The organism is Streptomyces zhihengii (assembly GCF_016919245.1).
GTDB classification, from domain to species: domain Bacteria; phylum Actinomycetota; class Actinomycetes; order Streptomycetales; family Streptomycetaceae; genus Streptomyces; species Streptomyces zhihengii.
Map to the genome: position 1 here is coordinate 360,605 of NZ_JAFEJA010000001.1, position 14,236 is coordinate 374,840.

General features: G+C 75.2%; 11 protein-coding genes. 5 read left to right on the forward strand and 6 right to left on the reverse strand.

What is annotated here, in order from left to right:
- Positions 1 to 44 precede the first annotated feature (44 nt).
- From JE024_RS01535 to ppk2, 5 genes are all read left to right on the forward strand, one after another.
- Positions 45 to 392: a hypothetical protein gene (locus JE024_RS01535; protein WP_205371821.1), complete on the forward strand. Its 348-nt coding sequence runs from the start codon at positions 45 to 47 to the stop codon at positions 390 to 392.
- A gap of 181 nt (positions 393 to 573) precedes the next feature.
- Positions 574 to 2,610 carry a SpoIIE family protein phosphatase gene (locus tag JE024_RS01540; RefSeq protein ID WP_205371822.1) on the forward strand — a complete coding sequence of 679 codons (2,037 nt, stop codon included), beginning with the start codon at positions 574 to 576 and terminating at the stop codon, positions 2,608 to 2,610.
- A 112-nt stretch (positions 2,611 to 2,722) separates the two neighbouring features.
- Positions 2,723 to 4,789: a SpoIIE family protein phosphatase gene (locus tag JE024_RS01545; RefSeq protein WP_244882500.1), complete on the forward strand. Its 2,067-nt coding sequence runs from the start codon at positions 2,723 to 2,725 to the stop codon at positions 4,787 to 4,789.
- 69 nt (positions 4,790 to 4,858) lie between these two features.
- Positions 4,859 to 5,176 carry a hypothetical protein gene (locus JE024_RS01550; RefSeq protein ID WP_205371824.1) on the forward strand — a complete coding sequence of 106 codons (318 nt, stop codon included), beginning with the start codon at positions 4,859 to 4,861 and terminating at the stop codon, positions 5,174 to 5,176.
- A 53-nt stretch (positions 5,177 to 5,229) separates the two neighbouring features.
- Complete coding sequence (gene ppk2 / locus JE024_RS01555) at positions 5,230 to 6,234, forward strand: polyphosphate kinase 2 (RefSeq protein ID WP_205371825.1); 1,005 nt, start codon at positions 5,230 to 5,232, stop codon at positions 6,232 to 6,234.
- A 79-nt stretch (positions 6,235 to 6,313) separates the two neighbouring features.
- Here the strand turns inward: ppk2 and JE024_RS01560 are convergent, their stop codons facing one another.
- The 6 genes from JE024_RS01560 to JE024_RS01585 form a co-directional block, all read right to left on the reverse strand.
- Positions 6,314 to 6,580 carry a WhiB family transcriptional regulator gene (locus JE024_RS01560; RefSeq protein ID WP_205371826.1) on the reverse strand — a complete coding sequence of 89 codons (267 nt, stop codon included), beginning with the start codon at positions 6,578 to 6,580 and terminating at the stop codon, positions 6,314 to 6,316.
- A gap of 222 nt (positions 6,581 to 6,802) precedes the next feature.
- Positions 6,803 to 9,106 carry a PTS fructose transporter subunit IIABC gene (locus JE024_RS01565; RefSeq protein ID WP_205371827.1) on the reverse strand — a complete coding sequence of 768 codons (2,304 nt, stop codon included), beginning with the start codon at positions 9,104 to 9,106 and terminating at the stop codon, positions 6,803 to 6,805.
- 97 nt (positions 9,107 to 9,203) lie between these two features.
- Positions 9,204 to 10,163: a 1-phosphofructokinase gene (gene pfkB, locus JE024_RS01570; RefSeq protein ID WP_205371828.1), complete on the reverse strand. Its 960-nt coding sequence runs from the start codon at positions 10,161 to 10,163 to the stop codon at positions 9,204 to 9,206.
- Positions 10,160 to 10,915, reverse strand: coding sequence for a DeoR/GlpR family DNA-binding transcription regulator (locus JE024_RS01575; protein WP_205371829.1), 756 nt, complete (start codon positions 10,913 to 10,915; stop codon positions 10,160 to 10,162). The genes pfkB and JE024_RS01575 overlap by 4 nt, the downstream gene beginning before the upstream one ends.
- 181 nt (positions 10,916 to 11,096) lie before the next feature.
- On the reverse strand, positions 11,097 to 13,172 hold the full coding sequence (gene fusA / locus JE024_RS01580) for an elongation factor G (protein WP_244882502.1): 2,076 nt from the start codon (positions 13,170 to 13,172) through the stop codon (positions 11,097 to 11,099).
- 524 nt (positions 13,173 to 13,696) lie between these two features.
- A complete protein-coding gene (locus tag JE024_RS01585) occupies positions 13,697 to 14,188 on the reverse strand; it encodes a nucleoside deaminase (protein WP_205371830.1) in 492 nt (163 codons plus the stop codon).
- Between the last annotated feature and the right edge of the window lie 48 nt (positions 14,189 to 14,236).

Here is a 14,236-nt window from a genome sequence, read left to right on the forward strand (position 1 = left end):
GGGTCGGGCGCACGGGGCGCCGCGACGGAAGGCGGGTCGGCACCATGGACATCCAGCACTTCGAGCGCATCAGCGCGTTCGTCGAGGCACGGCTGCGGCCGCTGTTCGACGCGGAGACCGGCAGCGACCACGGCTTCGGGATGGACGACACCTCGCGTGCCCTGCGCGCCCTCCTCAACACCGTGCGCGCCGCGGCGGCGGTCCGGGGGATCGCGGCCGGCCGCGACGACGCGGACCCGGCCACCCGTGCCGTCGTCGACCAGGCGCTGGAGCACAACTGGGACGTGCTGCGCGGTGTGGCCCGCAACTGGGAGGACCACCCGGACTTCCTCAAGGAGTTCAAGCGCCACGCCTGGGAGCTCGAAGCGGACACCCCGGCGCCGGCGGCCTGAGGCGGCCGCCCCCGTGGGGCCCGCGCACCGGGGGCCTCACGGGGCGGGGCGGCGGGCCTCGGCGCGGACCTGCGGACGGCCCGGCCCGCCCCTCCGGCCACACTGCGGTGAAATGCCCCTTATGTAGAATTCGCACCGTCTGTGATTTGGCATCCGGTGTCGGAAAGGGCAGGGCACGCACATGGCGGACCCTTCGGACCTCATGCGCCGGGCCGCACGCGTCCTGCGTGCCCGGGACCCGCTGGAGATGCTCGGCGCGCTGACCGCCGACGGCGGCCTGCCCGCCGGGCGCACCCGTCTCTGGGTGGGGCGCGGGCCGGCCCTGGAGCCCTTTCCCCCGGCCCCGCCCGGCGACGACCCCCTCGACGCGGCGGCCCGCGAGGTCGTGCGGACGGGGGGCCCGCGGCTGGTGGACACCGCCCGCGGGCCGGCCCTGGTGCTGCCGCTGACCGTCGAGGGCCAGCGGTGCGGGGCGCTCGCCGCCGGTCTGGAGGAGGGCGAGGACCCCTACGCCGGGGCCGTCTTCGAGGGCCTCGCCCTGCTGGCCGAGAGCTGCGCCCTCGGGCTGTGGAACCAGGCCCGGACGGGACCGCTCACCGCCGCGATGGACGCCGCCGCGGCGGGCATCTTCGCCTGGGACTTCTCGGCGGACAACGTCTTCTGGGACGAGCGCACCTGCGCCGTCTACGGAGTGGACCCGAAGGTCTTCGACGGCCGGGGCGACACGTTCTTCGCCCTGCTGCACCCCGAGGACGTCCCCGTGCTCCAGGCCGCGATCGCCCAGGTCACCGAGGCCGCGCTCACACCCCCGGGGGCGGGCGTCACGGGCGATCCCGGCCGCTACCGCCTCCAGTACCGGGTCGTCCACCCCGACGGCAGCGTGCACCACGTCACCGAGTGCGGCCGGGTCGTCCTCGACGAGCAGGGCCGCCCGGCACGGGCGCTCGGGGTGGTCTACGAGGCCGGCGCCGACCTCCCCGCGGCCGGCCGCGGCCCCGGCGCCGAGGCCGACCCGTCCTCCCGCAACTCCCTGCTCTTCACACTGACCCGGGCGCTGTCCAAGGCGGTCACGGTCGAGGACGTCACGCGGGTGATGACGGATGTGGCGCGGCCCGCGCTCGGGGCGGAGAACCTGCTGCTCGGCATCATGGAGAGCGGCCATCTGGAGATCGTCGGCGAGAGCCGGATCGCCCCCGCCCTGGAGCATCTGCGGGTGCCCGCGCTGGACGTGATGGCGTTCGCGGCGACCCGGGAGGAGCCGCTGTTCATCGAGGACCTGACCCGGCACGCCGAGCACGGGGTGCCCGGTCTCGCGCTCGTCGGCGAGCTGCCCTCGCGCTCGTGGGTGGTGCTCTCGCTGGGGTCCGCCGACCACGCCACCGGGGCCTGCCTGATCTCGTTCGCCGGACCGCGGCTGTTCGACGCCGCGGAGCGCACCTTCTTCACGGCCGTGGCCGTGATCCTCACCCAGACCCTGGAGCGCGCGCGGCTCTTCGACACGCAGCACCAGCGCGCCACCGACCTCCAGCAGGCGATGCTGCCCCGCCGGCTGCCCGTGCTGCCGAGTCTCAGCGCGCAGTCCCGCTATCTGCCCGGCACCCGCGGCATGCGCATCGGCGGCGACTGGTACGACGTCCTCCCGCTGGACGACGGCACGGCCGCCCTGGTGATCGGGGATGTCCAGGGGCACGACGCCCACGCCTCGGCGGTGATGGGGCAGCTCCGGGTGGCGCTGCGCGCGTGCGCCGAGTCGGGCCTGGCGCCCGGCGCGCTGCTCGGCAAGGTCAACCGGGTGCTGTGCGACCTCGACACGGACCGGTTCGCCACCTGCGCCTATCTCGTGCTCAGCCCGGTCGACGGCGTGCTGCGCGGGGCCCGGGCCGGCCATCCGCAGCCGCTGCGGGTGCGGCCGGAGACCATCACCGAGGTGGAGCTGGCCGGCGGCCCGCCGCTGGGGGTGGACCCCTCGGCCCGCTATCCGACGACCGTCTCCGCGCTCGGCCCCCTGGACACCCTGCTGCTCTTCACCGACGGCCTCGTCGAGCGCAGGGACGCCGACATCGACGTCAGCGTGCGCAGGATGATGGACGGCATCCTGGACTGGAGCCGGGGCGCCGGAGACATCGACCTGACCGCCCTGACGGACTTCCTGACACTGCGGGACGACCCGGGGCGCATCGACGACGTGGCCCTGCTCGCCGTCCGCCGCACACCGTGACGGCGCCCGGCCCGGGAGCTCCCGACAGGCGGGGGACGGACGGCGGCACTAGGTTGGGCCACCGATCCCGCTGTACGCGACCCGTGCGCCGGAGGGCGGTGGAGAAGTGACCGTGGACCCCCTCGACTCCGTGCTGCTGGACGCCCTGTCCAACGGGAGCGGTGTCCGGCTGTACGCGCTCGACGACGACCTGCGGATCGTCCGCGCCGCCGCGTCCCGCAACGGCGGCGACGGGGACGCGGGCGAGGAGGCGCAGTCGCCGGTCGGCCGGCGCTTCTCCGACGTCTACCCCCTCGGCGACGGGCCCGCGGACATGGAACGGCTGCTGGCGGAGGTCGTCCGCGGGCAGGTCCGGGTCAGGCGCAACCTGCGGGGCCGCCGCGCCCTCGCACCGGATCACGACGGGACGCGCATCTACTCGCTCTCCTTCCACCCGCTCGGCGACGCGGCCACCCGCCCGGCGCGGGCCGAGCGGATCGCCGTCCTCGTCGCCGACGTCACCGAGCGGGAGTGCGCCCGGGAGCGCGCGGCATCGCTGGACGCCGTGCGGGAGCGGGTGGGCCAGTCGCTGGACCTCGCCGCGACCTGCGAGGACCTGGTGCACGCGGTGGTGCCCGGCTTCGCCGACATCGCGGTGGTCGAGATCGTCGACGAGGTGCTGCGGGGCGCACAGGCCCCCGAGGGCCCGCTCGGGCGGGACACCCCGCTGCGGCGGACCGCGTTCGCCGGACCGCCCGACGGGGGGCCGGCGCACCCCGTCGGGGACGTGCGCGGCATGCCGCACCCCTCGCCGTACAGCCTGGCGCTGTCCGACCTGCGCCCCCGGCTGCTGGAGGTCGGCCCCGACAGCGAGTGGCTGGCCGGTGACCCCTCGCGCGCCCGGTCCATCGCGGAGTACGGCTCCCACTCGCTGATCGTCCTCCCGCTGACGCTGCGCGGGACCGTCCTCGGGCTGCTCAGCCTGTACCGGCGGGGCGGGAGTCCCGCCTACACGCAGGAGGACGTCGGCTTCGCGACGACGCTCGCCGCCCACACGGCGGTCTCCATCGACAACGCGCGCCGTTACCAGCGGGAGCACACGATCGCCTCCACCGTGCAGCGGCGGCTCCTCCCGCCGGACGCGGAGTCCCGCGCCTTGGTCTCCGTGGAGGCCGTGCACGCCTACCTGCCGGGACGCAACAGCGGCTGCTGGTTCGACACCATCCCGCTCTCCGGGGCGCGGACCGCGCTGGTCGTCGGCGAGGTGAAGGGCCACGGGATCCAGACGGCGGCGGTGATGGGGCAGCTCCGCACGGCCGTGCAGACGCTCTCCGCGCTCGACCTCGAACCGGACGAGCTGATGGCGCGGCTGAACGACACCGCGCGGGTCCTGGACCGCGAGCGCAACGCCCGGCCGCGGGGCGACGAGCCGTCCGAACCGCTGGAGGCGGCCTGCCTCTACGCGGTCTACGACCCCTTCAGCCGCCGCTGCACCATGGCCCGTTCCGGACACCCCGTGCCGGTGGTGGTGACCCCGGACGGGCAGGTGGACGCGCTGTACGTGCCCGAGGGCCCGCCACTGGCCTCGGCCGACCGCGCGCCGTTCGGCACCCTGTCCACCGAGCTGGAGCCCGGTTCCCTGCTGGTGCTGTACAGCGGGAGCCGGGGCCTGCTCGACAAGACGGGCACCCGGCCGGTGGGCGAGGTGCTCGCCGCACCGGACCGGCCGCTGCGCGACGTGTGCGACGCGCTGGTCTACAACTTCCCGGCACCCGAACTCGACGGCGCGGTCGTGCTCCTCGCCCGGACCGGCTCGTTCGCCTCCGAGCACCAGGCGACCTGGGAACTGGCCCACGACCTGCGGGACCCGGCGGCCGCGCGTGCGCTGGCCCGGGAGCGGCTCACGGCCTGGCGGCTGCCGGAGGACACCGTCCAGACGGTGGAGCTGGTGGTGAGCGAGCTGGTGACGAACGCGGTGCGTTACGGGACGGCTCCGGTGACCCTGCGGCTGATCCGCACCGCTTCGCTGACCTGCGAGGTCCACGACACCAGCCGCAGCGCCCCGCATCTGCGGCACGCGCAGACGGTCGACGAGGGCGGCCGGGGGCTGTTCATCGTCTCCCAGCTCGCCTCCTCCTGGGGCACCCGGTACACCCGCGAGGGCAAGACGATCTGGGCCGAGATCCCCCTGCCCTCCTGAGCTGCCCTGCTGAGCCGCCCCGCGGGGCCGCGGGCCGCGCGGCGCGGCCCGGGAGCGCACACTGGAGGCATGGCCGACTTCCAGGGCGATGTGACGGTGACCGCCGACGGTGTGGACTACCCGGCGGCGGCGGAGCTGCACTCCTGGGCGGAGGACAGCGCGGAGGAGACCGCGGCCGAGCGGGCGGTGGACATCGCCGACGGCCTGACGGACTGGAACGGCAGCATCGACGTGACGGGCGGCGAGGGCGCCGCCTGGAAGGTGATGGAGGCCGAGGACCGGCGCCTGGTGATGCCGGACGGGCGGGTGGCGCCCTTCGTGGTGAACCGCCGCTTCTTCGGCACCGGGGTGCTGCTGATCACGGGCTCCGCCGAGCCGCCGTTCTGAACGCGTCCGGCGGCACGGCCCGCCGTGGACGCGGGTGAGGTAGAGATGACGTCGTGACGGACGAAGACAACGAACTCCTAGGCGACGCCGGTGAACCGCTCGCGGACGACAACGAACTGCTCGACGGGCTGACGGTCGACAGCGGACAGCACGGGCGCCCCGTGCTGCTGGACGAACGGGGCCGGCCGATCCGTTCCTGGCGCGAGAACTACCCCTACGACCGCAAGCTCAAGCGCCGGGAGTACGAGGCGGAGAAACGGCTGCTCCAGATCGAGCTGCTGAAGATGCAGAAGTGGGTGAAGGACACCGGGCAGCGGCTCGTCGTGGTGTGCGAGGGACGTGACGCGGCGGGCAAGGGCGGCACGATCCAGCGGTTCACCGAGCGGCTCAACCCCCGTGGCGCGCGGGTGGTGGCGCTGGAGAAGCCGACCGACCGGGAGGCCGGCCAGTGGTACTTCCAGCGGTACGTGGGGCACCTGCCGTCGGCCGGCGAGATCGTCTTCTTCGACCGGTCCTGGTACAACCGGGCCGGTGTGGAACGGGTGATGGGCTTCTGCACGGAGCAGCAGTACCGGACGTTCCTGCGCCAGGCGCCCCTGTTCGAGGAGCTGCTGACCGACGACGGGATCGTGCTGGTGAAGTACTGGTTCTCGGTGTCCCGCTCGGAACAGCGCACCCGGTTCGCGATCCGCCAGGTCGACCCCGTCCGGCAGTGGAAGCTGTCGCCGACGGACCTCGCGTCGCTGGATCTGTGGGACGCCTACACCCGGGCCAAGGTGGACATGTTCCGGGCGACCGACACACCGTACGCGCCGTGGACGGTCGTGAAGAACAACGACAAGAAGCGCGGGCGTCTGGAGGCGATGCGCAGCCTGCTGTGGCGCCTGGACTACACGAGCAAGGACCCCGAGGTGGTGGGCCGGCCCGACCCGCTCATCGTCGGCCCCGCGGACACCCTGCTGGAGCCGGGTGAGGAGAGCACCTCGCTGTCGCCGACACCGCTGGCGAACCGCGATCTCGGGCACCCCGGGGAGCATCCGGAACCGACCGCGGGGTGACCGGGCGGCCGCCTCCGGACATCGGTCCGGGGCGGCCGTTCCCGTGTGTCACCGGCCGTCCGGTCACGGCCCGGGCGTCTCAACGGGCCTCCTGCGCGGCGGCCTTCGCCCGCCGGGCCTCACGGCGGCGGAGCGCACGGCGCTCGTTCTCGTCCATCCCGCCCCAGACGCCGAAGTCCTGGTGCTCCCGCACGGCCCAGTCCAGGCACTGCTCGCGGACGGGGCACGCGGCGCAGATCTCCTTGGCCGCCTTGATCTGGAGCAGCGCGGGGCCGCTGCCGCCCACGGGGAAGAACAGTTCCGGGTCGACGTCACGGCAGGCGGATTCGATGCGCCAGTCGGTCATATGGCTTCACTCCCTTGGCAGTTGGCGTCTTCTTGTCAGGCCGCCCTCGGGGGGCGCTCCTTCCTCGCGTGACCGTTGAGGCGGCGCTCAAACACCGTGCAGGTGATCCGGATGTTCCGGCTCCGGAACGCGGCGCGCCCCGATGCCGAGCGCTCCGTCCCGGGCGGAGGGCCGGGGACGGAGCGCGGGCGGGGCGCTGGGGGAGCCGGGGGCGGGCGACGGTCAGGCGGCGACCGGGACCGCGGGCTGCTCGGCCGCCGGGGACGCGGAGCCCTCCGCCGCCGGCCGGCGCAGGCTCTTGAGTAGGACGACCAGCGCGGCGGTGACCACGGTGCCGGCCGCGACGGCCAGCAGGTACAGCCACGGGCTGCCGATCAGCGGCACCACGAAGACCCCGCCGTGCGGCGCGCGCAGCGTGGCCTCGAACGCCATCGACAGCGCCCCCGTGACGGCGCCGCCCGCCATGGCCGCCGGGATCACCCGCAGCGGGTCGGCGGCGGCGAACGGGATGGCGCCCTCGCTGATGAACGAGGCCCCCAGCACCCAGGCCGCCTTGCCGTTCTCCCGTTCCGCCTTGCTGAACAGACGGCCGCGCACGGTCGTCGCCAGCGCCATCCCCAGCGGCGGGACCATGCCCGCCGCCATCACGGCCGCCATGACCTTGAGGCTGCCGTCCGTGGGAGCGGCGAGCCCGCCCACGGCGAAGGCGTACGCCACCTTGTTCACGGGGCCGCCGAGGTCGAAGCACATCATCAGGCCCAGCAGCGCCCCGAGGAGGACGGCGTTGCCGCCGGACAGACCGCTCAGCCAGTCGGTCATGGCGCGCTGGAACGAGGCGATCGGCTTGCCGACGACGACGAACATCAGGAACCCGACGACCGCCGCGGAGATCAGCGGGATCACCACGACCGGCATGATGCCCCGCAGCACGTCCGGCACCCGGACCCGCTGGATCGCCATCACCACGGCACCGGCGATCAGACCGGCGGCGAGCCCGCCGAGGAACCCGGCCTCGATGGTGAGGGCGACGGCGCCGCCGACGAAGCCGGGGACGAGCCCCGGCCGGTCGGCCATCCCGTAGGCGATGTACCCGGCGAGCACCGGGACGAGGAACGCGAAGGCGGCGCCGCCGATCTGGAACATCAGCGCGGCCCAGCTCGCGGACTCGGTCCACAGGAAGTGCTCGGCGACCGAGGGGGCGTCGGCGATCTCGTAGCCGCCGACGGCGAACGCCAGCGCGATGAGGAGGCCGCCCGCGGCGACGAACGGGACCATGTAACTGACCCCGGTCATCAGCCATTTGCGCAGCCGGGTGCCGAAGTGCTCCCCGCCCTCGGGCTCGGCGCCCGGAGCCGTCGCCGCCGTCCTCGCCGCCGAGGGGGCGGTGGCGGCACCGGCCGCCGCCTTGGCGCGCACCTCCGCGATGAGCGCGGCGGGCCGGCTGATCGCGGCCTTGACGCCGACGTCGACGGTCGGCTTCCCGGCGAACCGGGCCCGTTCCCTGACCTCCACGTCATGCGCGAGGATCACCCCGTCGGCCGCCGCCACGACCCCGGCGTCGAGCCGGGTGAACCCGGCCGCCCCCTGCGTCTCGACCACGACCTCGACGCCTTCGGCCTCCCCCGCCCTCCGGAGCGCCTCCGCGGCCATGTACGTGTGCGCGATCCCGGTGGGACACGAGGTCACGGCCACGATCCTGAACCCCCGCGCCCCGGCGTCGGGCCCACCGGGGATGGCGGCGGGGCCGGGCTGCGCGACCGGGGCCTCGGGCCCGGTGCCCGCCGCGGCCGGGCCGGCCGAGGGGGCGGGGTGCTCGGAGGCGTGCGTGCCGACGCCCCGGGCGGTCGCGTTTCGCGCAGGATCCGGGGTGAGCTCTGCCGTCGGGTGTGTGTCAGGTCCCGGGAGGCTGGTACCGGGGCCCGCTGAGGCGGCCGGCTCCGCGGCCGTCTGCATGCCCGCGCTCCGCGCTTCGCCTCGCCGATCCTCGGGGCCGGGCTGCGCGACCGGGGCCTCGGGCCCGGTGCCGGCCCGGTGCGGGGCGGCGGCCGAGGCGGGCGCGGGCGGTTGGGCGGTGGGGGTCGCCGGGGTGTCGCCGCGGATGAAGGCGGCGGCGGTGGCGGGGTCGTCGGTGGCGCGGAGGGCCGTGGTGAAGGCGGGGTCCATCAGGCGGCGGGCGAGGGAGGACAGGATCGTCAGGTGGGCGTCGTCCGCGCCGGAGGGGGCCGCGATGAGGAAGATCAGGTCGGCGGGGCCGTCGGGGGCGCCGAAGTCGATGCCGTGGGGGCTGCGGCCGAAGGCGAGCGTCGGCTCGGTGACATGGGCGCTGCGGCAGTGCGGGATGCCGATGCCGCCGTCGAGGCCGGTGGGCATCTGCGCCTCGCGCGCGGCGACGTCGGCGAGGAAGCCGTCGAGGTCGGTGACGCGTCCGGCGGCGACCATGCGCTCCGCCAGGGAGCGCGCCGCCGCCTGCTTGGTGTCGGCGGTGAGGCCGGTGTCGACCAGGTCCGGGGTGATCAGCTCGCTCATCACGCGGCTCCTTGCGGGCGGACCGCCTCGGCGGCGGTGGTGGGGACGTGGCGGTGCGGGGCCCGTACGGGAGGGGCGGCCGGGCGGGGGCGCCGGTTCACGGGGCGGGCTCCCCCGCCGGGCGGGCCAGCGGGCGGTCCAGCGGGACGTCGCCGGTCACGGTGACGGACGCCGGGTCGAGGTCGGACGGGGACGGCATGACGCTGCCGGGCAGCTGGACGGCGGCCGTCCCGTGGGCGACGGCCGCGGCGAGCGCCCGGGGCCCGCCGCCGCCCGCCGCGAGGAACCCGGCGAGCGAGGCGTCGCCCGCGCCGACGTCGCTGCGCACGGCGCGGGCCGGGGCGTGGCCGAACCAGGTGCCGGTGGCGTCGACCAGGAGCTGCCCGTCGGCGCCGAGGCTCGCGAGCACGGCGCGGGCGCCGAGGCCGCGCAGTTCCTCGGCGGCCTTCACGGCGTCGCCGACGGTGGCGAGGGGGCGGCCGACGGCCTGGGCCAGTTCGTCGGCGTTCGGCTTGATCACGTCGGGCTGTTGCGGGAGGGCCGCGGTCAGCGCGGCGCCCGAGGTGTCGAGGGCGACGCGTCCGCCGGTGCGGTGGATGCCCGCGACCAGTTCCGCGTACCACTCGGGTGCCAGGCCGCGCGGCAGGCTGCCGCAGCAGGCGATCCACTCGGCGTGGGCGGCGTGGGTGCCGACGGTCTCCAGCAGGGCCGACGCCTCGGGGCGGCTGATCTCCGGGCCGGGCGCGTTGACCTTGGTGAGGGTGCCGTCGGGCTCGACGAGCGAGATGTTGACGCGGGTCGAGCCCGCGACGGGCACTCCCGCCGCCTCGATGCCGTGCTCGCCGAGGAGGCGGGCGAGCAGCGCGCCCTCGGGGCCGCCGAGGGGCACCACGGCGACCGTGCGGCGGCCGGCCGAGGCGACGGCCCGGGAGACGTTGACGCCCTTGCCGCCGGGGTCGACCCGGTCGCGTCCGGCGCGGAGCACGGCGCCCCGCCGGAGGCCGGGCAGCTCGTAGGTGCGGTCCAGGCTGGGGTTGGGGGTGAGGGTGAGGATCATGCGCGGATCACCTCCGTGCCCTGGGCCTCGACGGCGCGGGCGTCGTCGTCGCCGAGACCGGTGTCGGTGATCAGCACGTCGACGTCCCGCAGCTCGCCGAACCGGGCGAAGTGCCGGCGGCCGAACTTGGCGGAGTCGGCGAGCAGGACGACCCTGCGGGCCGCCTGGGCGGCGGCCCGCTTGACGGCCGCCTCGGCCAGGTCGGGCGTGGTCAGTCCGCCGTCGACGGCGAAGCCGTTGGTGGCGAGGAAGACGACGTCCGCCCGGATCTCGCCGTAGGCGCGCAGCGCCCAGGCGTCGACGGCGGCCCTCGTGCGGTGCCTGACCCGGCCGCCGACGAGGTGGAGGGCGATGCCCGGGTGGTCGGCGAGCCGGGCGGCGATGGGGAGGGCGTGGGTGACCACGGTGAGCCGGGAGTCGACCGGGAACGCGGCGGCGAGCCGCGCGGAGGTGGTGCCCGCGTCGAGGATCACGCTGCCTTCGGCGGGCAGCTCGGCGAGGGCGGCGCGTGCGATGCCGTCCTTCTCGTCGGTGGCGACGGTGTCCCGCTCCGCCAGATCCGGTTCGAGCTGCCCGGCGGGGATGGCGCCCCCGTGGACGCGGCGGACGAGGCCGGCGCGGTCGAGCGCCTTGAGGTCGCGCCGTACGGTCTCGGCGGTGACCTGGAACTCCTCGGCGAGGGAGAGCACGTCCACCCGCCCTCCGTCCCGGGCGAGGCGCAGGATCTCCTGCTGACGCTCCGCTGCGAACATGTGGCTTTACATCCGTTTCCATGACCGGTCATGTGGTTTTCGGCGAGCCTACGCACCATCCGGAGCAAAGTAAACAGATTCGGGCAGGAAACGGGCAGAAAACAGGCGGCCGTGAGGCTCCCCGCCCGTGCGGGGAGCCTCACGGCCGCCGACGCGGCAGCGGCAGCGGCAGCCGCAGCGGCTAACGCTGCAGCACCGCGTCCGAGACGGCCGCGGGCACCGGGGCGTAGCCGGTGGTGCGGGTCGTGAAGGTGCCACGGCCCTGCGTACGGCTGCGCAGCCGGGACGCGTAGCCGAACAGCTCGGCCAGCGGCACCGTCGCCGTGATCACGGCGGTGCCCGCCCGGGCCGTCTGGCCCGTGACCCGGCCGCGCCGGGCGGCCAGGTCGCCGAGCACGCCGCCGACCGCGTCGTCCGGCACGGTCGCGGTCAGCTCCACCACCGGTTCCAGCAGACCGGTCACGGCGGCCCGCAGGGCCTCGCGCAGGGCGAACCTGGCGGCGGTCCTGAAGGCCATCTCCGAGGAGTCCTTCGGATGGGTCGCGCCGTCGGTCAGCGTGACCCGCACCCCGGTGACCGGGTGCCCGCCGAGCGGGCCCTCGGCGAGCGCGTCACGGCAGCCCGCCTCGACCGCCCGGACGTACTCCCTGGGCACCCGCCCGCCGACGACGGCGGACTCGAACGCGAAGTCCTCGCCCGCGGCGGAGTCCAGCGGCGCCACGTCGATGACGACATGGGCGAACTGCCCGGCGCCGCCGTCCTGTTTGACGTGCCGGTACACCAGACCCGACACCCCGCGGACGACCGTCTCCCGGTAGGCGACCTGCGGCCGGCCGACGCCGACCTCGATGCCGTGGCTCCTGCGGATCTTCTCCACCGCGACCTCCAGATGCAGTTCGCCCATGCCGGACAGCACCGTCTGGCCCGTCTCCGGATCGCTCCGGACCGTGAGCGACGGGTCCTCCTCCACCAGCCGGGCCAGCGCGGACGCGAGCCGGTCGGTGTCGGGGCCGGTGCGGGGCTCGACGGCGACCGAGACGACCGCGGCGGCGACGGTGGGCGGTTCGAGGAGCAGCGGTGCCGAAGGCGCGCACAGCGTGGCCCCCGCCCGGGCGGCCTTCGGCCCCACCACGGCGACGATCTCCCCGGCCACCGCCCGGTCCACCTCGGCGTGCCGGTCCGCCTGCACCCGCAGGATGCGTCCGATCCGCTCGGTGCGGCGCGTGCCCGCGTCCAGCACGGTGTCCCCCTTGGTGAGCGTTCCCGAGTACACCCGCACATAGGTCAGCCGGCCGGTGGCCGTGGAGTTCACCTTGAACACCAGACCCGCGAACGGTGCGTCCGGTTCGGCCGGACGCCGCTGCCGCGTGCCGCCGTGCGTTCCGCTCACCGGCGGGACGTCCCGCGGCGAGGGCAGATAGGCGACGACGGCCCGGAGCAGCGGCTCGATGCCGCGGTTGCGGTACGCCGATCCGCACAGCACCACGACGCCCTCGCCGCCGAGGGTGATGTCGCGCAGCGCCGCTTCGAGCGTCCCCTCGGAGAGGGTGCCGCTCGCGCAGTACTCGTCGAGTGCCGCCGCGTGCAGTTCCGCCACGCCCTCCTCGAGCAGGCGCCTGCGCCGCAGCGCCTGCGCCAGCAGGTCCGGGGGCACCGGGCCCTCGGCGCAGGTGTCGCCGTCCCAGACCAGGGCACGCATCCGCGGCAGGTCGACCACCCCGGTGAAGCCGTCCTCGCGCCCGATGGGGAGCTGGACGACGAGCGGGACGGTGTGCAGCCGGTCGCGGATGGAGGCGACGGCGGTGTCGAGGTCGGCGCCGGCCCGGTCGAGCTTGTTCACGAACGCGATCCGGGGCACTCCGTGGCGGTCCGCCTGGCGCCACACCGACTCGCTCTGCGGTTCCACGCCGGCGACGGCGTCGAACACGGCGACCGCGCCGTCGAGGACGCGCAGGGAGCGCTCGACCTCGTCGGCGAAGTCCACGTGTCCGGGCGTGTCGATGAGGTTGATCCGGTGCCCGTCCCACTGGCAGCTGACGGCCGCGGCGAAGATCGTGATGCCCCGGTCGCGCTCCTGCGAGTCGAAGTCGGTGACGGTGGTGCCGTCGTGGACCTCGCCGCGCTTGTGGGTGGCGCCGGTGAGGTAGAGGATCCGCTCGGTGACGGTGGTCTTGCCTGCGTCGACGTGGGCGAGGATGCCCAGGTTGCGGACGGCGTCCGTCGAAGTGGCGTTCGCTTGGGGCAGGTTGATGCGCACGGCCGGTGGCCTTTCACGGTGTGACGGGGAAGGTGGCGGCGCGATTGCGGGACGAACGGGCCACGGGCGGGCGGGAGCCGCGCGCCGCGGACCGTGGCTCGCCGCGGCGGCCCGCGGACCGGCCTGCGGTACGGCTCGGTGACCGAGCCGTCCGGGCGGCGGAGGGCGGGCGTGCGGGGAGCGGGAGGTCAGGCGTTCGTCACGGGGGTCCGGTGGCGGCCGCGCAGCCGGCACCGGGCGTCCCGGGACACCGGGATCACGTCGAACCGGGAACGGGGAACGGCGACGGCGGTGTGGTCACGCACGGCGGGCTCCCCTCTGCTGGTCCTCGGCGCCGGTCGCCGGCGTCCGCGGTCGGCACCGGCGGTGTGCCGGCGCGCGAGCCGAGTGTACGAGGCCGGTGCGAGCGGGCGACACCGGTTTTCCGGGGCGGGGCGGCCGCCCGGGAACGCCGAACCGCAGGGGTCAGGAGCGGTGCGGCGCACCCCGGTTGACGGGATGCGCCGCACCGCTGCGCCGGTCCGTCAGCCCCGCGCGCGGGCCTCGCGGAAGCGGATGTGCAGGGCGCGGACGTCGTCCGCGAGCGCGGGGACCGGGCCCTGCACCTCGATGCCCGGCACCACCTCCGACACCGCGAACGGGTGCACGGGCGACGGTGCCACGCCCAGTTCGCCGAGCCACTCGCCGAGCTGCCCGGAGGAGACGATGTAGACGATGCGGCCGAGGCCGACCCAGCCGTGGGCGGCGGCGCACATCGGGCAGTGTTCCCCGGAGGTGAACACCGTCGCGGCGCGGCGCTCCTCGGCCGTCATGTTGGCCGCGGCCCAGCGGGCCAGGGCGAACTCGGGGTGGCGGGTCTGGTCCGCGAGGGAGGTCTCCCGGTTGCGGTCCTCCGCCAGGACCGTGCCGTCGCCCCCGACCAGGACGGAGCCGAACGGCTCGTCACCGGCGTCCACCGCCTCGGCCGCCAGTTCCACGCAGCGCCGCAGATGGCGCAGATCCGCTTCGTCGGTCATCGCACTCCCCAGGGTGTGTTCCCGTGCCGTCCGGGCCCCTCGGAGGGG

Bases quoted from the DNA above. Each gene is read 5' to 3' on its own strand.
- JE024_RS01535 (WP_205371821.1), top strand. From the start codon at position 45: ATGGACATCCAGCACTTCGAGCGCATCAGCGCGTTCGTCGAGGCACGG.
- JE024_RS01540 (WP_205371822.1), top strand. From the start codon at position 574: ATGGCGGACCCTTCGGACCTCATGCGCCGGGCCGCACGCGTCCTGCGT.
- JE024_RS01550 (WP_205371824.1), top strand. From the start codon at position 4,859: ATGGCCGACTTCCAGGGCGATGTGACGGTGACCGCCGACGGTGTGGAC.
- JE024_RS01560 (WP_205371826.1), bottom strand. From the start codon at position 6,580: ATGACCGACTGGCGCATCGAATCCGCCTGCCGTGACGTCGACCCGGAA.
- JE024_RS01565 (WP_205371827.1), bottom strand. From the start codon at position 9,106: ATGAGCGAGCTGATCACCCCGGACCTGGTCGACACCGGCCTCACCGCC.
- pfkB (WP_205371828.1), bottom strand. From the start codon at position 10,163: ATGATCCTCACCCTCACCCCCAACCCCAGCCTGGACCGCACCTACGAG.
- JE024_RS01575 (WP_205371829.1), bottom strand. From the start codon at position 10,915: ATGTTCGCAGCGGAGCGTCAGCAGGAGATCCTGCGCCTCGCCCGGGAC.
- JE024_RS01585 (WP_205371830.1), bottom strand. From the start codon at position 14,188: ATGACCGACGAAGCGGATCTGCGCCATCTGCGGCGCTGCGTGGAACTG.